Source organism: Actinomyces sp. zg296, assembly GCF_009829695.1.
Taxonomy (GTDB): domain Bacteria; phylum Actinomycetota; class Actinomycetes; order Actinomycetales; family Actinomycetaceae; genus Actinomyces; species Actinomyces marmotae.
Genome location: NZ_VWPG01000002.1, coordinates 198522 through 222458 on the forward strand (window position 1 = coordinate 198522; position 23937 = coordinate 222458).

A 23937-nucleotide genomic window follows, 5' to 3' on the forward strand; every position below is an offset into this window, starting at 1 on the left:
CCTGCCGCTATGACTTCCCCGCCCCCGCGATCCTCCGGCGGTCGTGTCCCTCCCGCGCTCGTCACCGACGGCGTCATCGCAGCGATCTTCTTCGCCATCCCTCTGGCCCTCATCATCATGCTGGACCTCGATCTGGAGGGCTGGTTCATCGTCGTCGCGCTGGCGGCCCTCGGCGTTCTGATCGTGGAGCACGAGATCGTCGCCCCGCCGCGGCGCGGCCGCCGGATGCTCCTCAAGGCGCAGGAGTCCTACGCGCGGGCCGAGGCTGGCGCCGGGGTCACGAGCGCCGACGCCGCCCGCATCCCCACTGGCGATGCCCATGGCGCCCAGGTCCTCAAGCGCCTGCGCTGGTACGAGGGGAGGAAGCGCGAGACCGGCGAGGTCCTCGCGGACGTCGGACGGATGCGATGGATCGACTGGCACGATCCCGCCCTGAGCGAGGCTGCCGCCAAGCTGAGCGACGACGTCTCCGGCCTGAGCGCCATCAACGACGCCGTCCGCAACGCCGCCACCCTCCTCACCCGGGCCCCGGGCTGGGAGGACGCCTGGGAGAACGAGTGCGGGCCGTTGCGCGAGGACCTGGACATCTTCCGTGAGCTCTGCCAGGAGGTGGGCGACGAGGCCCCGGCCGCCCCCATCGCCGACTCCGAGCTCGGCTGGGCCCGCGCCTGTGGCGCCCGGCTCACCGCCCTGCGCGCCCAGCTCGCCTCCGGGGCACTGGCCCCGGGCGCCGCCCTCGATGAGCTCGATGCGATGGCGGCGGAGATCCGCGCCCGCGCCGACGCCCTGGTCCGGCGCGCCCTCGCCGCCGAGGCCCTGCCCGGAGAGGAGGCGGGGCTCGCGCACTACCGCGAGTACATCGGCACCTGGAAGCTTCCCGATGATGATGACCGCTACGAGTACTCCGGAACCTGGCAGGGCGACGAGACCGGCGTCAGCCCAACCGCCGGCGAGGACGGGGAGCGGGCGGCGGTCTCCTACAACCCCGCAGCGACCATTCGCCTTCACGACTACTCCCCGGGCATTCGGGCCGCGGGCATCCGCTGGCAGGGCCTGGCGACGGCGTCGCAGTACTCCAGCCCGATCGAGCGCATCCTGGACGCGTACCTTGAATCGAGGGGCACGGGTAAGAAGTAGCTGCTGGGGAGCCGCGCCGTGAGTCGAGCCGCGCGGCCGCGCCGACCCCGACGGCGCCCGTGGGGCGGCCGCACGGGCGCCCGGTAGTCTTGCCCGCATGTCGAAGAAGAAGCGCCAGCGCCGTCAGCCCAACGCCGCCAAGGCCCCCAAGAAGCAGCAGGTCCCCTTCGTCGCCCGCCCCTTCGAGGGCCTGGCGGACGAGGAGGACCTCGTCGCCATGATGCAGCTCATCCCGGCCGCCACCCTCACCGCCCGCCTCACCGAGGAGCATGGCGGCACCGAGATCACCTTCGTGAGCCTCCTGCCCGAGCTCGCCCAGGGCCTCAAGCGCGCCGATGGCGCGGTCCTCATCGCCCTGCAGACCTCCCTCCACTCCGGGGACGCCTCCCGCGACGTCGCCGCTGCCCTCCAGACCACCCTCGGCCTCGCGCCCGGAACGGGCCTGACCGCCAACGCCCTGCCCGAGCCCGGCCCGCGCCTGCAGGACATGCTCGACCCCTCCTTCGACTCCGAGTTCACCGTTCACGAGTCCTTCGGCTTCTGGCTCACCGACGAGCAGCGCGAGGACCCGGACACGGTGCGCGTCATCGAGGAGGCTAAGGGGGACGTCGCGCCCACCGAGCCGGTTCCCGGGGTGCCGCACGCCTACTGGTGCCGCATGAACGGCAAGGAGTTCGTGCGTTGGGTGCGCGGGGAGGACGAGGATGAGTTCTTCAACGCTTTCGCCCGCGTCCACGCCGCCCGCCAGTCCGACCTCGCCGAGGGGGTGCGCTTCATCGGCGCCTTCCGCGCCTGCGGCCTGGCGATCCCCGTGTGGGAGCTCCTCCCCGGCACGACGGCGGCCGACCTCACCGAGCCCATGCGGGCCATGGCCGAGCGCCTCGACGCCGCGCTCGCGGACGACTCGCCGCTCGACGCCGCCGCCCGCCGCGCCAAGGCCGGCATCATCTCCCGCCAGGTGAACCTCTGAGCCGCTGACAGGCGCGGTCCGCCCCGACAGGTGCCGTCCGCCCCGACAGGTGCGGTGACAACGCGCCTGTCGGCGCTGAGCGCACTTGTCGGGGCGGAACGCACCGGTCGGCGCGCGGCGCGCTGAGCATGAGCTCGGCATGAGCCCGGCGTGAGTTCGTCACGCCTCGCTAGCGCGCCGCGGATCGCCCTCCTCGGTCCTCATTGGCCGCCGTCGGCGGTCGCCTCGGGGAGCACCCAGGCGCGGGAGGCCTCGATGTCGACCATGACGTCGTCGCCCTCGGAGTGGACGGAGGCGGGCTCAGGATCGGACTCCACGCACAGGATCGTGCCGGCCTCCGTCTCAACCTCGTACTCGACGTGATCGCCGTAGAACACGGAGGACAGCACCCGGCCGTGCGCGCCGATGAGCTCGCTGCCGGCCGCGCCGCCAGCGGTCCCGCACGGGCTCAGGCGCACCGACTCGGGCCGCACGATCACCGTAACGCCGCCGCCGGAGGACACGTCCTCATGGCAGGCCGCCTGGATCGTCGCGCCGAGCACCCGCACCGAGCAGCGCCCGGCGGCGACATCCCGGGCGGTGGCCGCCAGGAAGTTGGCCCGGCCGATGAAGTCGGCGACGAACGTGCTGGCCGGCCTCCGGTAGATCTCCTCGGGCGTGGCCACCTGCTCGATCCGGCCGGCGTTCATCACCACGATCCGATCCGACATCGTCATGGCCTCGGCCTGGTCGTGCGTGACGTAGATCGAGGTGATGCCCATGCGCTGCTGGAGGCGGCGGATCTCCAGGCGCATGCGCACGCGCAGCTTCGCGTCCAGGTTGGACAGCGGCTCGTCGAAGAGCAGGACCTTGGGGCGCATGACCATGGCGCGGGCCAGGGCCACGCGCTGCTGCTGCCCGCCGGAGAGCTCGTTCGGCGCGCGATCCGCCAGGGAGTTCAGGTTCATGGAGGTCAGCGCCACCTCCACCTGCTCGCGGATCTCCTCGGGCTTGGTCCGGCGCAGCTTGAGCCCGTAGGCGATGTTCTCGCGCACGCTCAGGTGGGGGAACAGGGCGTAGGACTGGAAGACCATGGACATGGGCCGCTTGTTGGGCGGCAGGGACACCATGTTCTGGCCATCGAGGACCACCTGGCCGGAGGTGGTGTCCTCGAATCCGGCGATCATGCGCAGCGTCGTCGTCTTGCCGCAGCCCGAGGGCCCTAGCAGGGTGACGAACTCTCCGGGGGCGATGTCGAGGCTGACGCCGTGGACGGCGTAGACATCCTTGCCCCGGTTGGAGAAGACCTTGACGACGTCGCGCAACTCGAGGTGGCCGGTGGCGGCGGGGCCGCCCTTGGGGCCGGGCGCGGTGGGTGTGGACTGTGTGGGCATGGGGAGCCTCCTTGGCTCGGTGTGCTCGTAGGGGATGCGGGGCGGGGCCGGTGCGGCCGCTTGGCCGGCTCTAGCCGGCGTCGCTGCGGGCCTGGCCAGCGCGGCCCCGCATGAGGAGGTTGAGGCCGCCGATGACGGTCATGACGATGACGATGAGGATCGTGCAGAAGGCGAAGGCGTTGCCGAAGCGCCCGGCGTCGACCTCCGCGAGGATCTGGGAGGTCATGATCTTCGTGTGCGGCGTCGTGATGAAGATGATCGGGGACAGCGTCGTCATCGAGCGCGCGAAGGCGTAGACCAGGCCCGTGAGGAACGCCGGCCGGATAAGCGGCAGGGTGACGCGTCGGAAGGTCTGCGCGCCCGAGGCGCCCAGCGACGTCGAGGCCTCGTCGATCGCCTTGTCGATCTGGTGGAGGGAGGCGATGCCGGAGCGCTGGCCCGCGGGCATGGAGCGCGCCGTGTACACCATGACGATCGCCAGGGCGCCGCCCATGACGGCCCCGCCCCCGGCCAGCGGCGGGATGATGTTGGCGCCGAACAACGCCACCGGCTTGTTGAAGGTGACGAGGTAGCCGATGCCGAGGACCGTGCCCGGAACGGCCAGTCCCAGCATTCCGAGGAAGTCGACGATCCCGGCGCCGCGACGCATGCGCACGACGACCAGCCAGGCCACCAGCATCCCCAGCAGTCCCGCCACCGGGGTGGCCAGGAGTGCCAGGATCGTGGTGTCGACGATGGCGTCATTGCCGATGCCCGAGAGCACATAGTTGAAGTGCCGCATGGTGAAGGCGTTGTTGACCCCCAGGATCTCCACGAAGCCGCCGACGACGACCGCGGCGTAGATGGCCACCACGAGCGCCAGGATCATCCCGCTCACCGCCAGCAGCGGTACGCGGGCCGGCCCGCCCAGGAGCTTGAAGGAGCCGGCCGGCTTGCCGGTCACTGTGACGGTGGAGGCGTGCTTGGACCAGTACCGCTGCACCAGGAAGACGAGCAGTGAGGGGACGAGCAGCGCGAGGGAGTAGGCGGCGCCGGCCGCGGTGTTGTACTCGCCGGTGATGGCGATGTAGGCCCGCGAGGCCAGCACCGTGAAGTCCCCACCGATCACCAGGGGGTTGGCCAGGTCCGCGATCGCCTCTGTGAACAGCAGAAGGAAGGACGCGCCCAGGCCCGGCACGAGCATCGGCAGGGTGACCGTGCGGAACACCGTCCAGCGTGAGGCGCCGAGGGATGCCGCCGCCTCCTCCATGGCCGGGTCGAGGCTGCGCAGCATCCCCGCCAGGTTCATGTAGGCCACCGGGAAGAAGGACAGCACGAGCACGAGCGTCAGGCCGTTCAAGCCGTAGATGTTCCAGTGCTGGCCGAGCATCTGGGTGGAGATGATGCCGTTGCGCCCGAACAGGGTGATGGCCGCCGTCGCCACCGCGAAGGGCGGGGAGACCACGGGCAGCAGGCAGATGAGGTGGAAGAGCCGCTTGCCGCGGAAGCGCACCCGAACCTGCACATAGGCCAGGAGGAAGCCCACGAGTGTCCCGACGGCGCCCACGACGACTCCCATCAGGAGCGTGTTGAGCACGGTGGTGCGATTCGCCGACGAGCTGACGATGACCCGCAGCACGGCCATGCCCTTGGCGGACACGGCCTCGCCGAGGATGCGGCTCAGCGGCAGGAGGACCAGGGCGATGAGGGCGGCCAGGACGACGACGAGGATCGCGATCGTCACGGGGTCCTGCTTGACGCGGGTGCGGGCCCGCCGCCCCGCCGATGCCTGGCCGCGGGAGGCAGGATCGGCTGGGGCCGCGGGAGCGGCGCCCCCGGGGGAGGGCAGAGTGATGGCAGTCATAGTGATGTCCTTATGCAGATGCTGACCGCGCCGTCACTCCTTGGGGGCGGCGGCGATCTCCTCGTCGAAGCGGGCGGTGAGCTTCGACTTCGCCTTGGCGGCCGCTGCGAAGTCGTAGTCGACGAGGCTGAGGGAGGCCAGATCCACACTCTTGTCGCTCACGGTGGCCTCCGGGTTGGTCAGCGCCTGGTAGGAGCCCACGGTCTGCCCGATGTTCTGAGCCTTGGCGGAAATAGCCCAGTCGATGTACTTCTGCGCCGAGGTCTTGTGCTTCGAGCCCGCCACCAGGGCGACACCGCCGACCTCATAGCCCGTGCCCTCCTTGGGGAAGGAGACGACGAGGTCGCTCATGCCCTCTTCCTGGTACTTCACGCAGTCGTGGGAGAAGACCAGCCCGACGGCGACCTCCCCGCGCCCGGCGATCTGCCCGGGGGCGGTGCCCGACTTGGAGTACTGGAGGACGTTGTTGTGCATCTTCTTCATGTAGTCCATGCCGGCGTCCTCGCCGCCCAGGCGGGTGGCCTGCGTCCACAGGGTGGTGAACGCGGTGCCGGAGGTCGAGGGGTGGGCGGTGGAGATCTGGCCCTTGAGGGCGGGGTTGAGGAGGTCGTCCCAGGACTTGGGGACCCCCACCCCGAGCTTGTCGAGCTGGGTCTTGTTGGAGCAGAAGCCGAGCGCGCCGATGTACACGCCGGTCCAGTTGCCGTCGGCGTCCTTGTACCGGGCGGGGATCTTCTCGGCCTCGGGTGACTTGTAGGCCTCGATGAGCCCCTGGTTCACGGCCTCCCCGTAGCCGTCGACGGGGCCGCCATGCCACGCGTCGAACTCGGGGCTGTCCTTGGCCGAGGCCAGGCGGGCCACCGTTTCACCGGAGGACAGGCGCACATAGGTGGCCGGGATGCCGGTGTCGGCGGTGAAGGCCTTGGTCCAGGCCTGGCACAGGTCCTCCATGGCGCCGCAGGCGATGGTGATGGGGCCATCGCCGTCGCCGCCCGAGGCTGAGTCGGTGGTGCCCGCGCATCCGGCAAGGCTGAGGCTCGCGGTCAAGAGAGCAGCGGTGGTCGCGCGGCGGAGAGGGAAGCGCATGGGGTTGCCTTTCTGTTGTCAGCGGCGCCTCATTGCGCCGATCGGATTCATCATGCTCCGTGAGCGCAATCACGATCCATGCCTTGACGATCACGGATGGTGACAGTGCTGTCATGCGCGCCGCCATGCCTCACGCGTCGTCGAGCCGGGGCATGAGGTAGCCGCGCCCGCGCGCGGAGATGACGATCTCCGGGCTGATGCCCCGGGCCTGGAGGTGACGGCGCAGGCGGTAGACGGTGGTGCGCACCATCTCCCTGCCCCCGGAGTCGTCGCTCGTGTCCCAGACCTCACCGAGCAGCTCCTGCCAGGTGACGACCGTGTCATGGTGGCGGGCCAGCGCCGCCAGCAGCCTGGCCTCGGTATCCGGCAGTGGGATGGAGCGCCCCGCCCAGGAGACCCGGCCGGTGAGCGTGGAGACCCGCAGGGGCCCGTTCTCGATCGCCTCCGGGCCCGCCCCTGTGCGCCGGGTGACCGCCCGGGCCCGGAGGGCGAGTTCCCGGGGGGAGAAGGGCTTGGTCACGTAGTCATCGGCTCCAGCCTCCAGCCCGGCGATCCGGTGGGGCTCGTCGCCCAGCGCCGTCAGGAGGATGACGGGCGCTCCGATCCCCGCTGCCCGGATGCGGCGGCACAGCTCCACGCCGCTAGCGCCGGGGAGCATGACGTCGAGGATGACGAGGTCGATGGCCTGATTGGACAGGATCGCCCAGGCTTCCTCGGCGGTGGAGGCGCTCAGGCAACTGAAGCCCTGGGTCTCCAGCGCGAAGGTGATGATGTAGACCATCTGCGGCTCGTCGTCGACGATCAGCGCGGTGAGCGATGGCGGGGTCGGGTGCGAGGTCACGACGGCTGGCCCTCCTTCGGTGGTGCGTCGCGGCGCAAGGGGAGCGAGAGGTAGACGGTGGTGCCCTTGGCCATGATCGTGTCGATGAGGACGCCGCCCTCGTGCGCCTCCATGATGCGCTGGGTGACGAGCATGCCCAGGCCCGCGCCTCGGCTCGCCGGGGCGGCCAGGGGGTTGGTTGTGGCGTACGGCTCGAAGGCCTGGCTGCGCTCGTGGGGGGTCATGCCCGGGCCGTCGTCCATGACGGTGATGAGCGCGTCCTCGGCCTCGGCGCTGACGCGCACCGTCACGGTGGTGCCTTCAGGGGAGTGGCGCAGGGCGTTGGTGACGGTGTTGGCGATGGCCTGGCGCAGGAGGCGGTGGTCGGCGTGCGCGCGGATGGGGCGGCCCCGCTCCTCCAGTCGGATCGGGTTGCTCGCCGTGCGGCGCATCTCCTGGATGAGCTCGCGCACGAGGCCGCGCAGTTCCACGTCCGCCAGGCGCAGGGAGAACAGTTCGTGGCCCAGGCGGGCCTCGGTGAGGAAGTCCTCGGCCATCTGCTGGGCCTGGCGGGCGTTGTCCTGGATCGTGTGGACGAAGCGCCGCTGCACCTCGTTGAGTTCCCCAGGGGTCTCCTCGGCGAGGAGTTCGGCGGAGGCGCCGATGAGGGCCAGTGGCGTGCGGATCTCGTGCGCCAGGACGTCGCGCGGGGTCGCTCGGTCCTGGGCGGTGGCGCGCAGGCGCGCGTTGTCCAGGCGCACCAGACGCAGGAGGTGGCGCTGCCGGGCGGTGATGCCGCAGGCCGCGGCGAGGAGGAGGCACAGGGCTGCCAGAAGCGCGGGGGTCCAGGCGCAGGGCATGGGGTCATTGTGCCGCCTCGCGCCGACAGGCGCGCCCGCGCCGAGAGGTGGCGAGGTGGCGAGGCGCGCCCGCGTGGCGGGGTGGCGGGGTGCGCGCGGGGTGTGGGGTGGTGGGGTGGTGGGGTGGTGGGGTGCCCGCGCCGAGAGGTGCTGATTGCGCCGAGTGGTGCGTTTTGCCTGCTCCTCTCGGTGTTGGTGGCACCTGTCGGGGGGAAGGGCGCCAGTCGGTGTGGGGTGTGCGGTGGTGGGGTGTGGGGCGCGCGGTGGGTGTCGCGGCGCGCAGTGCGAGGAGCGGCGCGGCGCGGATCAACCCCGCGCCGCGCCGGCCTTGAGCGCGTTCAGGCGATGGAGGCCCGGTAGACGCCGTCGATCGTGGTGGCGAGGGTCGTATCGAACTCCTCCTGGGACTGGCCGTCGCTCAGTCCCTCCAGCAGGGCGCGGGAGAAGGAGGCGATGAGGTCGGGGTTGCGCGACAGACGCTCGTTGGCCTCCTCGCGCGGGTAACCACCAGACAGGGCTACGACGCGCGCCACCCTGGGGTGGGCCATGAGCGGGCTGTAGAAGCCATCCTCGGAGGGGATCGTCAGTTTGAGCATGACGACGGCGTCCTCGGGCAGAGCGTCCAGGCCCGCCGTGAGGGCGTCGCGCAGCAGCGCCTCGGCCTCAGCCTTATCCGGGGCGCTGATGGAGACCTCGGGCTCGATGATCGGCACGAGCCCCTTGTCCAGGACTCGCCGGGCCACCTCGAACTGCTGGTCCACCACGGCGGCGACCCCTGCGGGATCGGCGCCGTGGATGACCGAGCGCTCCTTGGTGCCGAAGATGCCCTGGGCGACGGCGCGGTCGAGCAGGGAGTCGAGCTCGGGCATGGGCTTCATCACCTGGGCGCCGTGGGCGCGCTCGGCCAGGCCCTTGTCGATCTTGAGGAAGGGGACGATTCCCTTGACGTCCCACAGGTACTCGGCGGTGGGTCGGTTCTCGATGGCGCCGTCCATCGTGCGCTCGAAGAGGATGGCGCCGATGATGCGCTCCGAGGTGAATGCGGGAGAGGTGATGACACGGGTCCGCATGGCGTGGACGAGGTTGAACATCTCGGCGTCGTCGCCGTAGCGGTCGGCGCCGACGCCATAGGCGGCCAGGGCCTTGGGGGTGGAGCCGCCGGACTGGTCGAGGGCGGCGATGAAGCCGGGCGCGGTGCGGATGCGGGCGAACTGGTCGGGGTTAGGCATGATGCTTCCTCGCAAGGGATCGGATCGGATGCGTGACATCCTAGCCGAGAACCGTTATCATTAACAGGTCGGCTCCAGTGGTGCGGAGCTTCAGGTGGCCGCCGTCGGAGGGCTCTCAACCCCCGGCGGCGGCCACCACTCCCTGCTGGCGCGAGACCGGTCGAAAACAGCGACGAGACCGGTTCGGAACCGCTCGTCACGCCGCTTGGCGCGCTCCGTCACGCCGCGTCGCTGGCCTACGCTGATTCCCGCGGCGCCCGGCCGTCCTGAGCGCCCCGCCCTGAAGGAGCGATGCCCATGCCCGCTGCCGACACCTCCTCCCCGCAGCCGATGTCCCCCGCCGTCGCCCGGCTCGTCGCCGGCGAGTTCGACGAGGACCGGACCCGCTCGGCCCAGGAGCAGTGCGATCAGGCCGCCGAGCTCGTCGACCACGCCGCCCTGGGGCGCGCGGACCTGGCCGCCATCGTCGACGCCGTCTGGCTGGGGGAGTGGGCGGCCACCATCCCCACATTCACCGACACCCCTGCCCCCGCCGTCGCCGCCCGCCGCGCCTGGAAGGCGGGCCTCGACGGCGCCGGCCACCTCCTCCTCCACTCCGGCTGGCTGACCCACCTCGAGACCGACGACGAGCTCGTCGTCCGGCTGCGCGCCCAGCACCCCGCCCCGACCGGGCAGGCCTGGCAACGGCGCGCCGCGGTGTACACGCTGGTCACCGCCCTGCGCTCCGGGCTGGGGGAGTGGGGGGACGCCGGCATGGCGCTCGACGCCGCCCGGCAGGGCTGGGGGCGCCGGTCCGGCACCGCCCAGGCGATGGCGGCCATGATCGTGGAGGACCTGCCCGCCGCTCAGCAGATCCTCATCGAGGCCGGGCGCCGTGCGGACCGCGCGGCGGAATGGGAGCGCGTCATGAACGGCAGCCTCCTCTAACCTCCCCCGGTCGCTGCCCGCGGTCCGGCGGCCCCCGCCCGAAGGCGGCATCCCGCCATCCCCGCGCCACGGGCCTGGGCGCCGGTGGGCTGGACTGCCCCCGACGGCGTCGCACGAGCGCCCGGGGCGCGAAAACAGCACTTATCCGGCCAAACGCCGTGATGGTACCGTTATCTTCAGCGCCGCCTCATGGGTGGTGCTGCCTCGTCCGAGGATCGAGGACAGCGGCGTCCCCTGCCGCCGCCTTCCCTCTCAGGGACGGCGCGCTCCCGGGCGCCTCCTCCTCCCTGACGCATCCCCCAAGAAGGACACCGCCATGCAGAAGATGACCCCCGACCTCCTGGGCATGGCCTTCACCCGCCCGGTCATCCAGGCGGAGGTCGACTCCGCCGGAGTCATCACCATCAACGGTCGGGAAGTGACGCCCGTGAATGGGCAGGCGCCCGCGGTCACCTGCATCAGCGCGGCCGTGTGGCTCGTGGGCACGCAGTACGGCGACGGGGTGCTCGCCCCCATGCATGTGCGGGACGGCCAGGACTCCCTCTGGTACGTCCTCAAGGGCGACATCACCGGGGCGATCCTGCGCGGTCCCAACGACGCCAACTTCAGCCCCATCGACCCGCTCGACGCGATGGCCTTCGCCTCCGACGACCAGTGGGAGGCGCTTGGCGCGGATGCCCGCAGGACGTGGGCCAGCGCGGGAGCCCCGGCCGGGGTGGGCATCGACCCCGATGAGGCCCTCGCCGTCAGCGGGCCCCCCTCGATGGCCGGCGCCGCGGGCCCGGGTGGAGCGGACGACGTCGAGCCGGCGGGCGGTGGGGCTGCGCCCGCCGCGGATCCCGGGCCGGTCCTCCGACTCCCCCCGGAGCGGCAAGCGCCGCGATCCCCGATGCTCCCGCAGGCGCCGTCGGCCCCGCAGGAGCCCCAGGTTCCGGACACCCGCAGGTACCCGACGGCGTCCTCCGCGCCCGTCGCCAACGGTTCCTACGGGGTGATGCCGGCGCCCCTCGCGGCAGTACCCCCAGTGCCCCCCGCGCCTCCTATTCCTCCCGCGCCGCCCATGCCCCCCGCCCCTGCGGCGGCCCCCGCCGCGCCTGCGGCGGAGCCCATCGCCCCCGCCGCCCCCGCCGCGCCGCAGGACGAGGACCAGCGGATGGGCGGCCCGGGGGAGCCCGCGCCATCGCGCCGCGACGCCCCCAGGGACATGCCGTCGATCGAGGATGAGGGCACCGCCGGCGAGGCGCCGGGACGCGGCGGCAGCCGGGTGTCCCGGCGCGCCGTCCTCGGGGCGGTCGGGGCCGTCGGTGCCGTCGGGGCAGCGGGCGCCGTCGCGGTACTCGCCAAGATGCTGACGGGGCCCTCGGCATCCCCGGCCGGTTCCGCGTCGACCACTCCGCGACCGAGCGGGACGATCGCGCTGCCCTCCCACTCCGCGCCGTCGCCGCTGAGCCCCAAGGCGGTCTGGGAGGCCGAGATCAAGCCGCAGACGAGCCCTCTGGCACTGCCCGATGGCGTCGCCATCCTCACGCCGGGCTCGACCCTCGACATCCTCGACATCCTCGACGTCAACGGCGCACCGGCGAGCAGCCAGGCCGCACCGGCCGACGCCCAGGCCCTCGTGCTGGGAACGATGGATGGCGCCGCGGCCATCTGGGCGGTCACCCCGACCGGGATGTCCTGGTACCCGCTGACCGGCACCGCCCTGGGCGCGCCCACGAGCGTCACCCCGCCGTCGGGCGCCACGGTGAGTTGGGTCGGGGGCAATCCGCTCTTCACCCTGCCCGACTCCTCGGCTGCCGGCGTCGACAGCCAGGGCGTCTACACCGTCACCGTGCCCAGCGGGCACACGGCCACCGCGGCCACGGACAGCCATGTCCTCATGGTGGACGGCAATGCCCACTACTCGCGGATCTCCCGTGCGGGCGCGGTGGGTGAGGGGAGCCTGGTCGGCGACGGCGGGACCGGCGCCGCGCCGGCCTACATCTGCACAGTGAGCGCTTCGCTGGTGGCCGTGGGCTGGAGCGACGCGACCGGTGGCGCCCTGAGCCTGTTCGGCGTCGACGACGGCTCCCGCCTCGCCTCGATCACCGGCCTCGACCTTAACTCCCTGCCGACCAGCGTCGTCGGCTTCCCGGAGAGGTCGATCCACGCGGTGGGCCGGCTGGTGATGGACGCTGGCGATCAACCCTCCATCACCTTGGCGGCCCTCGCCCCCGCGACCTGCGACGGCGTCTACTACTACGGCCAGAACGAATCCGAGCAGTGGCTCTACGCCCGGATGTCCGATCCGACGACGTCCCGGGCGATCGAGGCCACCTCCCCGGCGATCCCGTGGGGCGGAGTCGGGGACTGCTCCCTCGTCGTGGACTCCGATGCCGAGACCTGGAAGGTGTACGCCCTCCTGCACTGAGTTTCCGGGAACCGTGCACAACCGGACTGAACCGCACCGAATCGCACTGAACTGCGCTGAACTGCCCTTCCGCCGATACGCGGAGCCTGCTAGCCTCGTTATCAGCCCGTGACACTCCACTTTGGGAGATCCTGTGAAGCACCCCATCGCCGGGAACGGCGCTCTCGCTCTCGCCATCGCCGCCTCCATCGCGGTCATCAGTCCCTCGGCCACTGCCGATAAGACCCCCGAGCCGGGCGTTGGCGCCCCCGTCGACGCCGCTGACCGGGTGGGCGCGCGGGCCGAGGCCCGGCAGGAGGACCGGGTCGCCGACCAGGCCCGCCCTCAGGACGGCGAGAGGCGGGACCAGCCCCGAGCCGACCTTCAGGATCAGGGGGACCAGGCGGATCAGGCCGCTGGCGCCGAGGTCCGGGATGCCGCGGTCCGGGACGCGGCCGATCCGCGGGAGCGCGGGGATCTTCAGGACGATGAGCCCGCGGACACGGAACGGGAGCGGCGCGGCGAGGCGGGCGACCCCGAGGACCAGGACGGTCTCCCGCGGGCTGCTGACGAGGACGACCCCGGGGAGCGCAGCGCCCCCCGGCGCGATCGCAATGCCCTTCGCCCTCACGCTCCTCGGGACAAGGATGATGAGGGCGAAGCGGAGCCGGGCCCCGCCCCTGGGGCCCGCCCCGGTGAGGACGGGGCCCCTAAGACCGACCCGAACGCCGAGACCAGGGAGATCGTCAAAGGCCGGGCGGAGTTCACCGTCCCGGCGGGAGGCGATCTCAGCCCCCAGCACGAAGAGGGAGTCGGCACCTGGTCCATCGATGAGGACGGGAAGGTCGTCTTCACCCCGGGCCCCGACTTCAAGGACAAGGCCTCCGCGACCTATATCGGCGCCGATGGCATCCTCCGTACGCTCACGGCGACCTCCCCCGCGTCGGCCCCGGGCGCTCCCGAGGCCCCGGCGCCTCAGCCTCAGGAGCCGGCCCCCTCGCCGAAGGACCCCGGCGGTGATCAGGATGGCGGTCACGGCGGTGGTGGCGGCCACGGCGGTGGTGGCGACCATGACGGTGGTGGCCATGACGGTGACGGCCGCGGTGACGGCGCACCCAGGAGCCCCGCGCCAGGCGCTCCGGGGGCTCCCGCCCCGGAGGCCCCAGAGGCTCCCCCCGCCCCGCGGGCTCCAGAGGCCCCCTCCGCCCCGGAGATCGCAGCGCCCGCCGCCCCGGCTCCGCAGGAGCCCGCCCCCCAGGCCGACCCTGGCGCCGCGCCCCGGGAATCGCTCCCCCTGCCCGCACTGCCGGGAACCACGAACCCCGGCAGCGTCGTCGGCCCCGCGTCGCCCAACCCGGTCCCAGCCGGTCGCGACAGCTCGGCCAGCGCCGTCGGCCAGGTCCTGCGCGACGCCACCAACCCCTCTCTGGGCGGCGCGCCCAGCCCGCTGGCCTCAAGTGAGGCCCCCAACCCCGTCCCGCAGGGCGCCACCGGCCCGAGCCCGACTCGGACGCCGCGGTCGGCCTCGACGACCAACCCCAGTGGCAAGCCGTCGTCGGACCCCGGCTCCCAGCAGGCGGCCCCCGCCACCCAGGCGGCGGCGAGCGAGAGGGGCAGTGACGGATTGGACATGCTTCCCTGGATCCTCACCCCGGCCGCCCTGGTCGGCGTGGGAGGAGCGGCCTGGTGGTTCATGGCGGGCAGGCGCTCCGCCTCCTGAGCGGCGCGCCCCCGTTGCCACGCCCGCGAACGGCGGGGCCCCGAGGCATTGACCCGGGGCCCCGCCGTCCCGTCTCGCGATCGCCTCACCCCATGCTGAGGCCCCGGGCGGTGACTGCCCGGGGCCTCAGCGGCTATGGGCGCGACCGGGTTCAGTCCCGACGCCGCTGCTGGGCGGGCGCTCATGCGGCCCATTGAGAGGGGTGGCGAGGGGAAAGACGGGGGCCCGTCGCCGTTGACGGGTCCCGGCGCCCAGGCTTCCACGCTCCGGCGACGGTTTCCACCGTCCTTAGAAGCCACCTGGGCAAATGCGTTCAATCCGCAAGCTTTCAGCAACACGGCCGCCCCCGTTGCCGAGCTGAGACCCGAGGAGGTGGTCATCCGATCCCACACGGGAGCCCCGATCATGACTAGGCTTAGCCTGTGAGTCCGTCCTCAGCGCCACGGGCCGATCAACGAGTCGCCGTGGTCATCCCCGCCAAGGACGAGGCCGACCGCATTGCGGCCACGGTTCGCGCCTGCCGCGCCATCCCGCGAGTCGACCTCGTCGTCGTCGTCGATGATGGATCCAGCGACTCCACTCAGAGCGCGGCGCGGTGCGCCGGCGCCGTCACCGTCCGCCACTCGGTGAGCCGGGGCAAGGCCTCCGCCATGGAGACCGGCGCGGGGGTTGTCGCCATGCGCGACTACGAGGACGGCCCCACCCGCCTCCTGCTCTTCCTCGACGGCGACCTCGGGGACTCCGCCGCCGCCTGCGCCGATCTGGTCCCGCCGGTGCTTGACGGCGCCGCGGACATGTCCATCGCCGTCCTGCCCAAGCAGGCGGGTGCCGGCGGGCGGGGCCGCGTCGTGCGCGCCGCTCGTCGCGCCATCGCCGCCACCACCGGCTGGGCGCCGATCGCGCCCCTGTCCGGCCAGCGCTGCCTGACCCGGGCCGCCTACGACGCCGCCCAGCCCTTCGCCGAGGGCTGGGGCGTGGAGGTCGGCATGACCATCGACGTGCTCGTCGCGGGCCTGACGGTCATCGAGGTTCCCTGCGACATCCAGCACCGCGCCTCCGGCAACGACATGGCAGGCAAGCTGCACCGCGCCGCCCAGTACCGCGCCGTCATGCACGCCATCGCCCGGCGCAAGCTCCGCGGCCAGCGCGTGCCGATTCATGCGCGGGACGAGGGCGCGATCCGCGCGCAGGCGCCCTTCATGGCGTTCCGGGCCGTCAAGCAGGCCGCCGCCCCGGGCGCGCCGCCAGCAGCGCCCGAAGCATGAGGGGCGCCGCCGTCGCGGCTGAGATCACGGCCATGGACGGCCCCGAGTCGTTGAGCAGCGTTTCGACGACGACGAGCACTCCCAGCCCCACCAGCGCTGACCCGACCCACCGAGGAGCGGCGCGACCCGTGGTGAGCCACCGGTAGGCGGACCGCCCCTCGCGCCACGCCCGGTGCTCCCGGGCCCCCCACCAGGCCGCGCCGACGACGGTGACCAGCCCGGCCATCAGCGCCGTCAGGGCGAGCGCGCTGCTGAGGAAAGGGGCGATGAGCGCCCCGGCCTTGCGCTCCAGCGTGCCCCAGGCCGAGCCGTCGGCGAGGCCCGCCGCGAAGCGCCCCAGGTGGGTGCGCCGATCTGCCGGGCGTGCGAGGTCGAGGCCCGCCAGGACCGTCCCGACCACCAGCATTCCCGCGACGGCGCCCAGGCCGGCGCGCAGTCGGCCACGTCGGCCCAACTCTGGGGCGGCGAGGGCGACGGCCAGCACCACGAGTACGGGCGCGAGCGTGAGCGCTCCTCCGAGGTCGGCGCCGAGCCAGGGTGCGCCGTCAAGCGCGAGGGCCCCACCGCCCATGAGCGCCACCAAGCCCAGGGCCCAGCCGCGGCCGGGAGGCGCGAGGGCTCGGAGCGCGGCGATCGCGATGATGAGCGCGGCGGCTGCAATCGCGAACCCCGTGTTCGACATGCCGTAGAAGCGGCCCGCGACGACGGCGTCCATGCCCAGGGCCCCATTGAAGGCCAGCGGCGCCCCGAGGGCGGCGTCGAGCAGCCAGGCCAGGGACGTGAGCCCCGCGACGAGCGCCACCTCCCCGCGAGGGCGCCCCACGGCCCGGGCAGCGAGGGCGACGAGCCCGGCCAGGGCGCCGCCGATGAACAGGATCGCGGCGAGGGCGGCGGCCGCGGCGGCCCACGAGGGCTCGCCCGCCGACGCCCCGGCGCGCCACCAGGGAATGGCCCCGGACAGGAGCGCGGCGAGCGGCAGGCATGAGGCCGCCAGCGCGGCCCCGCGCAGAGCGATGAGCGCGCGCGGTCGAGGCGCGCCCCGCAGGGCGAGGGCGGCCGTGAGCGCGAGCGCCCCGGAGGCGGCGATGAGGAGCAGGATCGATGGGATCGTGGCCAGGTGGGAGGCGCGGGCGCGCAGGGCGTCGTCGGCGAGTTCCTCCACGGCGCGGGACCCCGCGGGGTCGGTAGCGCCCGGCTCCGCGCTCGCGGCCGGGGGAGGGGAATCGGGCAGGGCGAGGGCGCTGCCGGTCATCCGCGCGGAGGCGCCGCCCGGGTGGGGGCTCCCGGTGAGCGCGGCGAGGATCGTGGGGGCCAGGTCAGTGAGTTGGATGAGTCCCGCCTGGTGGGTGGAGTCGCCGACGAGCAGGCCGCCGTCGCGGCCCCGCGGGGAGGTGGTGCCCGCGGGCAGGATGCCGATCTGCGGGCCGGGGCTCTCGGCGTCGGCCACGGAGACGATGACGACCCTCGCCCGCGGCATCGCGGCCAGGACCGCCTCGCGGGCCCGCGCCAGGGCCGTCACCCGCTGCTCGGCGGTGGTGGCCCCGGCGGCGGTGTCGACGAGGGTCAGCCCGCTGGGACCGGAGGCCAGGAGCTCCTTGAGGCTGTCGCTGGTCGTGGCGGCCCCGCCCTCGGTGGCCAGCGCGAGGGAGGCGGCATCCCCGATGGCGGTGGCGGGCGCGCCGGCCTTGGCCAGGGCGGTGGCCAGCGCCCCGGGGCGGGCCTCGTAGCCGGAGCCTCTGGAGGCGGCCAGGGCGGATGCCGCGTCGGGGGCGTCCAGGCAGGCCGGGGCGCCCGGGGTGGACGCGGCGCCGGGGGGCAGGGCGCGGGCGCGGGACCCGGCGCCGAGGGTCAGCCAGCCGTCGGCCGGGCAGGTGGCCGGGTTTGCCGAGCGTACGACGACGTTGACGGGCTCGCCGCTGCTCGCGGCGTCGAGGAGGGAGCCGGCGTCGCCAGCGGCGGAAGAGGAGGCGCCCGCGATCTCGCGAAGGCCCCCCCAGGTCAGATCGCGGGTGCCCAGCACGATGACGGGCGTGCGCCCCGCCGTGTCCTGGGTGGAGGCCGCGGAGGACGCGCTGATCATCGCGAGGATCATCCCGAGGACGGTGAGCAGGATGATGCCGTAGACCACTGCGCGCGCGAAGCGCTGCTGGGGGTTCCGCCGTCGCCTGCTCACCCGAGAAGCCTACGGCCCCCCGCGAGACCGGTCGAAATGAGGAGCGAGACCGGTTCGGAGGGGGGACGGCAGCAGTGCGGGGCCGCGCGCTGATCGCCCGGCCCCGGCGAAAGGGGCGGGGTCAGAAGGCGAGGGCGTGGGCCGCCCTGGTGACGGTCACCTCCGGGTCACCGCTGCCCGACAGATCGACTGTCCCGGAGAAGGTGTATCTCACCGTCTGGTCCTTCGGGTTCTTGTCCCACGTGGAGGGGTTCCTCCGGTAGGTGAAGACGATCGTGCCGCTCTTGAAGGTGGAGGCGTCGTCCATGGTCACCGTGCTCGCCGGAGTCGTCACCGAGAGCGACGCCAGGTCCGTGCTCCGCAGCTCGATGGGGCAGGAGCTGTCGGTATTGGTCGGCGGCGTCACGCAGCTTGTGGCCTTCTCGTTGATCTTGGCCAGGACGTACCGCTTAAGTTCCTCGGTCGGCGCGCCCTCGACGGCGAGAACGGTCCCCGAGGCCGCGCTGTCGCCGGGCAGGACCGTGACCGAGGATTTATCAGTGGTGATATAAGCGGAGGTCGCCGACGCGCTGGCGATGGGGTAGATGCCGGGGTACATGTACTGGACGGCGGTCCCGCCGGCGCGCTCCGGGGGCTTCGGCCCCTTGGAACTCTTGCTCGGGTTCTCCAGAGCGACCTCGGTGCCGCCCACGCTGAGGCCCCCCAATGACTTGGAGGACAGCTGGACGGGCATGGCCAGCGAGGTCTTCACCTTCCAGTTGTTGAGCAGGCCGAAGGACTTGTCCTTGGAGGACACGGTGAAGATCCGGGTGAACTTCTCGCCATTGACGGACAGTGTGGCCTCGACCCGCTTCTCATCGTCTCCCTTCCCTTTCTCCTTCTCCTCGACGTCGACCACCGTGATCCGCGACGTCGCCGCGGACATGGCCGAGTCCGTCAGGAGCGCGCGCTGATCGTTCGACACTCCTGGGTCCACCATGGCCGTGGCCTCGGAGGCCTTCCCGGCGGCCACGAGATCGAGGTACTTCTCGACCTCCTTCTCAGGCGTGCGCTGGGAGTTGAGCATCTCGACGGCGATGAAGAAGCCCATGAGGAGCGCGAGGCAGGCGACGACGGCGCCCGTGACCAACTTGAGGCGACGGCGTGCCCGGGGGCTCATGGGGGCCGGGATAGCCGGCGCGGGGACCGTGCCGGCCACGGCGAGGGCTGCGCCAGCGGGGAATGATCCCGTGTCCGGGGCGCCCAGCGGGAAGGCGCCGGTACCGGGTGTGCCGAGCGGGAAGGCGCCGGTGCCGGGCGTGCCGAGCGGGAAGGCGCCGGTACCGGGTGTGCCGAGCGGGAAGGCGCCGGTGCCGGGCGCACCCAGCGGGAAGGCTCCCGTACCGGGACTGGCCGCGGGCGTCCCCGGCGGCGGGGGCGCCGCCGCGGCGATGGGACTGGCTTGGGCGACGGGACCAGCGGAGGCGAGCGGGCCGGTCGAGGCCACCGGCCCTGCCGCGAACTGGCCGGACGCCATTGGGAGCGCTCCGGTGGCCGGCAGGCCCGCGACCCAGCGGTCGACGGCGGCGCCACCACCGATGAGGCGCAGCAGCGAGGCCGCATTGGCGTGGAGCAGGCCGGGGACGTACTCGGCGAGCACGGAGATCACCAGCAGGATGAGCGCGAGTGTGAGGGAGGACCACCACGACGGGACGAGGGAGAGGCCCGCGCTGTGGGAGCCCAAGCGCGCGACGGAGACGCCGATATGAACCCTCAGGGGAATCAGCAGGTGGAGTGCCACGATGGCCAGGACGAGGCCCACGGCCGGCATCTGCCAGACGCGCTCGAAGGAGGGCGCGGCCAGGCGCTGGCGACGCGTGCCGATGCGCGCCGCGGCCACCACCAGGAGCACCAGGATCGCCAGGAACAGGAGGGCCGACCAGCCGCCCAGCGCATCCCAGGCCAGGCTCGTCGTCGTCCCGGCGTCGACCGGGATGTCGGCGAAGACGCCGAAGGCGTCGCGCTGGCTCGCGGAGAGTGACGCTCCGCCGAGCGTGCCCAGGCTGAGCGCGTAGATGAGCAGGTTGCCGAGGTAGACGGGGATGACGGGGATCGCGTGGGCGGCGTCGTTGAGCGCGGCGCCGACGATGGCGCCCAGCACGACGACGGGGCCGAGGATGACGCCGACGCCCCAGGCGAGCCCGCCGAGCTCGTGGACCACCCGCTGGATGGCCCCGGGGGCGCGCGCCAGCAAGGCGCTACCAGCGCGTGCGGCTGTCAGCGCGCCGAAGATGAGGACCCAGACGCTGAGGAGGATCCACCCCGGCGAGGCGTGGATCTCGCCCTTGTCGAGGTCGGGGCTCATCCCGTCGCCGGACACGGAGACGATGCCGGTCAGAAGGCAGGCGACGACGGCGATGGCCAGTGCTTCCAGGGCCGCGCGCAGGGCGACGGCGCCGAACGGCGCCCAGGACTCGTCCTGGCGCGCGCGGCGGCGCGCGAGGAGGTGGACCGCCGTCGCCACCGCCGCGAGCGTGCCCAGGGGGAGCATGGAGGCCCCGATGGACACCGATCCAACCGAGCCCTCGTCGATGCCGCCGGTCAGGTGCCCACCCAGGCTGTAGCCCATGGCGACGAGGAGCGGTGAGATCCCCGACGGCGCCTTGTCCACGGAGGGCGCGATGGCCACGAGGATGAGGATCGCGGAGATGAGCGCCGTGCCGAGCACCGCCGCGAGGGTCAGCAGGAAGGAGATCTGCGCGGGCGCGCGCCCCAGCGGCGATAGCGCTTGGGACACGACACTCGGCGGCGCCTGAAAGGCCGGCTGATCAACTGAGACCGTGGATTCATCACTCATGAGGCGCCTTTGAAGTCGAGGGTGAGGTAGATCGCATCATCGCATGAGTCAACCCCTGACGTGCGATGAGTCCGCATTATGGGGATGCGCCCGCCTTCTCCGCGAGACCGGTCGAAAATAGGAGCGAGACCGGTCGCGCGGACGGCGGCGACGCGTCGCGACGGGCGCGGATACCCTCGGGCCCATGAACGCTCCTGTCTGGTCCTTCCTCGGTCCCGCCGGCACTTTCAGCGAGATGGCCCTGCGTGCCGTCGCGCCCGCGGCCGTCGACGTCGAGCCCTGCCCCGATGTGCCCACCGCCCTGGACCGGGTGCGCGAGCGCGAGGCCGCCTCCGCCGTCGTCCCCATCGAGAACTCGGTCGAGGGCGGGGTCAACGCCACGATCGACAACCTCATCGCCTCTTCCCCGCTGGTCATCACCGCCGAGGTGGCCATCCCCATCACCTTCGTGCTCGCCGGTCGCGCCGGCACCCGCCTGGAGGACGTGCGGGCCGTCTCCACCCACCCCCACGCCTGGGCGCAGTGCCGCGGTTGGGCCCACGCCAACCTCCCCGACGCCGTCTACGTGGCCGGCACCTCTACCTCCGCCCCCGCCAAGGCGCTCGCCGAGGGCGCCGAGGCCGGCTTCCAGGCGGTCCTGTGCAACCCGCTGGCCGCCCAGCAGTACGGCCTGGACGTCATCGCCGGCGGCGTGGCGGACAATCCCGACGCCGTGACCCGCTTCGTCGTGATCTCCCGGCCCGGGCGGGTCTGCGAGCCGACCGGCGCGGATAAGACGACGCTCATGGTCCAGCTCCCGCACGACCGCGCCGGCGCCCTGCTCGACATGCTTGAGCAGTTCAGCGCCCGCGGGGTCAACCTCTCGCGCATCGAGTCCCGCCCCGTGGGCGATTCCCTGGGCCGCTACCGCTTCAGCATCGACATCGAGGGGCACATCCGCGAGGAGCGCGTCCAGGCCGCCTTCATCGGCCTGCACCGGACCTGTCCCATGGTCCGCTTCCTCGGCTCCTACCCCCGGCTCGACGGCCGCCCCGTGGTGGTCAGCGCCGGCACGAGCGACAAGGACTTCACCGTGGCGCGCGCCTGGGTGGCCGACGTTCTCGCCGGCCGCACGCTGTAGCCGGACCCGGGCTCACCCGGGCTCACCCGCACTCACCCCGTCCGCGGCACCCGGACGGCGACGGCGCCGGGCTCGACGTGCACGCGCGCCCACCTGGCCGGGGCGAGGACCTCGCCGTCGATCTCCAGCGGGGCGGGCTCGCCCAGGTCCACCACCGCCTCGCGTCCGCGGGCCAACCGCACGTCCGCCAGTCCCCGCCCCGGCGGCGTGTAGCGGGCGGGCGCGGGCGGCAGGACCTGGCGGGCGAGCGAGGCCCAGCCGACCAGGCCGCGCCTGACGTCGAGCGCGGCCACGTCGAGCGCGCCGTCGTCCATGCGGGCGTCCGGCAGCAGTCGGATCCCGGCGGGCAGTTGGCCTGAGTTCGCGATGAGCAGGCAGCGGGCACGCGCCTCCTCCCGGGCCCCGCCGTCGACGGCGATGCGCATCGGCAGGCGCGGCGACCCCAGGCTCCGCACGGCGGCGATCGCGTAGGCCCCCCAGCCGGCGTGGCGCTTGAGCCCGGCGCGGGTGGCGGCCACGAGCCGGGCGTCGAACCCGATCCCGGTGACCACCAGGCAGGGCTCCGGGGGCGCCCCGGCGGCCTCCAGCGCGTCCGTGCTCACCCGCAGCAGGTCGATCAGCGCCACCCGGTGCGCCGCCGTGCCCGCCGCCAGGCGCAGCGCCGGCCAGCGGCGCAGCGGGATGCCGAGGCCCCGGGCCGCGAGGTTCGCCGTGCCGAGCGGGACGATGCCGAACTCCACCCCTGCGCGAGGGCCACTGGCCCGGGCGACTCCGTCGGCCACGGCGCGCGCGGTCCCATCCCCGCCGGCGGCGATAACGAGTTCCGCGCCGGCCTCCACGGCCCTGGCGGCCTGGCGCGCCCCGTGCTGATCGGGGGTCGTGGCCGCCCAGTCGACGCGCGCCCACCCCGCGGCGCGCAACTCAGCGGCGAGGGCGGCCCGCAGGCGCGGCGTCGCCCCCCGCTTGGAGGGGTTGATGATGACGCAGGCCAGCCTGCCCATTCGGCCGTGCTCAGCTCGGCGCGGCCGACTCAGGCGGCCTCGGCGCTCGCCGTCGGCTCCAGGACCGGCAGCCCGGTGGACCGCATGAGATCGGTGCAGATCTCGGCGAGCTGGGCAAAATCCTCGGTTCGCGAGGAGGAGGCGCGGTGGACCAGGGCGATGCGGCGCACCGGCGTGGGAGCGGCGAAGCGGGCCACGCCGTGGGCGTCCGCGCTGGAGAGCATGCTTAGCGCGCCCTCGGGGATGACGGTGATGCCCACCCCGTGCGCCACCATCCGCATGACCGTCGACAGCGTGGTCGCCACCGCGACCGGCGGGCGGTTGCCGTAGCGCTGGCACAGGGCGAGGGTCTGGTCGCGCAGGCAGTTGCCCTCGTCGAGGAGCAGGAGGTTCTCGTCGTCGAGATCCTCGGGGGAGACGTCCTCGCGGCCCGCCCAGGGATGGTCGGTGGCGGTGAGGATGATGAGCGGCTCATCGAACATCGGCACCGCGGTGATGCGGGGGATCTCGGACTCGACGGCGATGATGGCGGCGTCGAGGCGGCCCTGGCCCAGCATGTCCAGGATGTCCCCGGTGACCATCTCGCGCATCCCGGGCTGGAGCTGCGGGTGGCTCTCGCGCAGGCCGTCGAGCAGGACGGGCGCGACATAGGGGGCGAGGGTCGGGATGATCCCCAGCCGCAGCGCCCCGGTCAGGGCCGCTCCCTGATTCGTGACGGCGTCGGAGAAGGCCTCCGCCGCGAGGACCGCCTCACGGGCGTAGGACAGCAGGGTCTCACCGAGGGGGGTGACGAGCACGCGTCGCGTGGTGCGCTCCACGAGCTCCCCGCCCACGCGCTTCTCCAGGGCGGTGATCGCCTGCGAGAGGCTGGGCTGGGAGACGCCGAGGGCGGCAGCGGCCTCACCGAAGTGCTGGTGGTCGCACAGCGCGACGAAGGCGCGCAACTGCGAGAAGGATGGCAGTGAGGAGGAGGGCATAGCGATTCCTGGGGTGAGGATGGGGCATGTATCGGGTTGGGAGGCTAGAGGGATGCGGGACACGCTCGTCCGCGCAGGTACGGGCCGCGTGAGGGGTCGGGCGGCCCAGGGAAGCCGCATTGGTCAGGTGAGCTCGCAGGTGGAGCCGCTATTGACCTCACTATAGGCGCTTATCCAATGAATGCAGAAGTTTTCTAAGGAGCTCCGGAGT

At 72.8% G+C, this 23937-nt stretch carries 17 protein-coding genes; 7 read left to right on the forward strand and 10 right to left on the reverse strand.

Features of this window, described 5'->3' with window-relative positions; all coding sequences use genetic code 11:
* Positions 1-9: 9 nt before the first annotated feature.
* Complete coding sequence (locus GVV76_RS01230; RefSeq protein ID WP_159624356.1) at positions 10-1137, forward strand: DUF5129 domain-containing protein; 1128 nt, start codon at positions 10-12, stop codon at positions 1135-1137.
* 97 nt (positions 1138-1234) lie between these two features.
* A complete protein-coding gene (locus tag GVV76_RS01235; protein ID WP_159624358.1) occupies positions 1235-2107 on the forward strand; it encodes a DUF5926 family protein in 873 nt (290 codons plus the stop codon).
* 200 nt (positions 2108-2307) lie between these two features.
* Here the strand turns inward: GVV76_RS01235 and GVV76_RS01240 are convergent, their stop codons facing one another.
* The 6 genes from GVV76_RS01240 to GVV76_RS01265 all read right to left on the reverse strand — a co-directional run bounded on the left by GVV76_RS01240 (position 2308) and on the right by GVV76_RS01265 (position 9318).
* Entirely contained in the window at positions 2308-3480 is a 1173-nt protein-coding gene (locus tag GVV76_RS01240; RefSeq protein WP_159624361.1) for an ABC transporter ATP-binding protein, read from the reverse strand.
* A gap of 70 nt (positions 3481-3550) precedes the next feature.
* The gene (locus GVV76_RS01245) at positions 3551-5323 is read right to left on the reverse strand and encodes an ABC transporter permease (RefSeq protein WP_159624363.1); all 1773 of its coding nucleotides are present in this window, start codon (positions 5321-5323) and stop codon (positions 3551-3553) included.
* Between the two features lie 33 nt (positions 5324-5356).
* On the reverse strand, positions 5357-6409 hold the full coding sequence (locus GVV76_RS01250) for an ABC transporter substrate-binding protein (protein ID WP_159624365.1): 1053 nt from the start codon (positions 6407-6409) through the stop codon (positions 5357-5359).
* Between the two features lie 130 nt (positions 6410-6539).
* Positions 6540-7250 carry a response regulator transcription factor gene (locus GVV76_RS01255; RefSeq protein ID WP_159624367.1) on the reverse strand — a complete coding sequence of 237 codons (711 nt, stop codon included), beginning with the start codon at positions 7248-7250 and terminating at the stop codon, positions 6540-6542.
* The gene (locus GVV76_RS01260; RefSeq protein ID WP_159624369.1) at positions 7247-8089 is read right to left on the reverse strand and encodes a sensor histidine kinase; all 843 of its coding nucleotides are present in this window, start codon (positions 8087-8089) and stop codon (positions 7247-7249) included. The genes GVV76_RS01255 and GVV76_RS01260 overlap by 4 nt, the downstream gene beginning before the upstream one ends.
* 338 nt (positions 8090-8427) lie before the next feature.
* On the reverse strand, positions 8428-9318 hold the full coding sequence (locus GVV76_RS01265; RefSeq protein ID WP_159624371.1) for a fructose bisphosphate aldolase: 891 nt from the start codon (positions 9316-9318) through the stop codon (positions 8428-8430).
* 297 nt (positions 9319-9615) lie between these two features.
* On the opposite strand from GVV76_RS01265, the gene GVV76_RS01270 reads away from it, so the two are divergent.
* From GVV76_RS01270 to GVV76_RS01285, 4 genes are all read left to right on the forward strand, one after another.
* Entirely contained in the window at positions 9616-10245 is a 630-nt protein-coding gene (locus GVV76_RS01270) for a hypothetical protein (RefSeq protein ID WP_159624373.1), read from the forward strand.
* 316 nt (positions 10246-10561) lie between these two features.
* On the forward strand, positions 10562-12655 hold the full coding sequence (locus tag GVV76_RS01275; RefSeq protein WP_159624375.1) for a hypothetical protein: 2094 nt from the start codon (positions 10562-10564) through the stop codon (positions 12653-12655).
* 133 nt (positions 12656-12788) lie between these two features.
* Positions 12789-14354 (forward strand): hypothetical protein, encoded by a 1566-nt coding sequence (locus tag GVV76_RS01280; protein ID WP_159624377.1) that lies wholly within the window; start codon positions 12789-12791, stop codon positions 14352-14354.
* Between the two features lie 422 nt (positions 14355-14776).
* Entirely contained in the window at positions 14777-15619 is an 843-nt protein-coding gene (locus GVV76_RS01285) for a glycosyltransferase (protein WP_159624379.1), read from the forward strand.
* Here the strand turns inward: GVV76_RS01285 and GVV76_RS01290 are convergent.
* Positions 15570-17792, reverse strand: coding sequence for a hypothetical protein (locus GVV76_RS01290; RefSeq protein ID WP_236263140.1), 2223 nt, complete (start codon positions 17790-17792; stop codon positions 15570-15572). The genes GVV76_RS01285 and GVV76_RS01290 overlap by 50 nt on opposite strands.
* 121 nt (positions 17793-17913) lie before the next feature.
* A complete protein-coding gene (locus tag GVV76_RS10520; protein WP_159624381.1) occupies positions 17914-20568 on the reverse strand; it encodes a hypothetical protein in 2655 nt (884 codons plus the stop codon).
* Between the two features lie 244 nt (positions 20569-20812).
* Here GVV76_RS10520 and pheA point away from each other — a divergent pair, with 244 nt between their 5' ends.
* The gene (gene pheA, locus GVV76_RS01300; protein ID WP_159624383.1) at positions 20813-21748 is read left to right on the forward strand and encodes a prephenate dehydratase; all 936 of its coding nucleotides are present in this window, start codon (positions 20813-20815) and stop codon (positions 21746-21748) included.
* A gap of 32 nt (positions 21749-21780) precedes the next feature.
* Here the strand turns inward: pheA and GVV76_RS01305 are convergent, their stop codons facing one another.
* Both GVV76_RS01305 and GVV76_RS01310 read right to left on the reverse strand, forming a co-directional pair.
* The gene (locus tag GVV76_RS01305) at positions 21781-22749 is read right to left on the reverse strand and encodes a diacylglycerol/lipid kinase family protein (protein ID WP_159624385.1); all 969 of its coding nucleotides are present in this window, start codon (positions 22747-22749) and stop codon (positions 21781-21783) included.
* A gap of 29 nt (positions 22750-22778) precedes the next feature.
* Positions 22779-23726 (reverse strand): LysR substrate-binding domain-containing protein, encoded by a 948-nt coding sequence (locus GVV76_RS01310; protein ID WP_159624387.1) that lies wholly within the window; start codon positions 23724-23726, stop codon positions 22779-22781.
* Positions 23727-23937 lie beyond the last annotated feature (211 nt).

Coding starts and splice junctions, on each gene's coding strand:
- GVV76_RS01230 (WP_159624356.1), top strand. CDS start 10: ATGACTTCCCCGCCCCCGCGATCCTCCGGCGGTCGTGTCCCTCCCGCG.
- GVV76_RS01235 (WP_159624358.1), top strand. CDS start 1,235: ATGTCGAAGAAGAAGCGCCAGCGCCGTCAGCCCAACGCCGCCAAGGCC.
- GVV76_RS01240 (WP_159624361.1), bottom strand. CDS start 3,480: ATGCCCACACAGTCCACACCCACCGCGCCCGGCCCCAAGGGCGGCCCC.
- GVV76_RS01245 (WP_159624363.1), bottom strand. CDS start 5,323: ATGACTGCCATCACTCTGCCCTCCCCCGGGGGCGCCGCTCCCGCGGCC.
- GVV76_RS01250 (WP_159624365.1), bottom strand. CDS start 6,409: ATGCGCTTCCCTCTCCGCCGCGCGACCACCGCTGCTCTCTTGACCGCG.
- GVV76_RS01260 (WP_159624369.1), bottom strand. CDS start 8,089: ATGCCCTGCGCCTGGACCCCCGCGCTTCTGGCAGCCCTGTGCCTCCTC.
- GVV76_RS01265 (WP_159624371.1), bottom strand. CDS start 9,318: ATGCCTAACCCCGACCAGTTCGCCCGCATCCGCACCGCGCCCGGCTTC.
- GVV76_RS01270 (WP_159624373.1), top strand. CDS start 9,616: ATGCCCGCTGCCGACACCTCCTCCCCGCAGCCGATGTCCCCCGCCGTC.
- GVV76_RS01275 (WP_159624375.1), top strand. CDS start 10,562: ATGCAGAAGATGACCCCCGACCTCCTGGGCATGGCCTTCACCCGCCCG.
- pheA (WP_159624383.1), top strand. CDS start 20,813: ATGAACGCTCCTGTCTGGTCCTTCCTCGGTCCCGCCGGCACTTTCAGC.
- GVV76_RS01305 (WP_159624385.1), bottom strand. CDS start 22,749: ATGGGCAGGCTGGCCTGCGTCATCATCAACCCCTCCAAGCGGGGGGCG.
- GVV76_RS01310 (WP_159624387.1), bottom strand. CDS start 23,726: ATGCCCTCCTCCTCACTGCCATCCTTCTCGCAGTTGCGCGCCTTCGTC.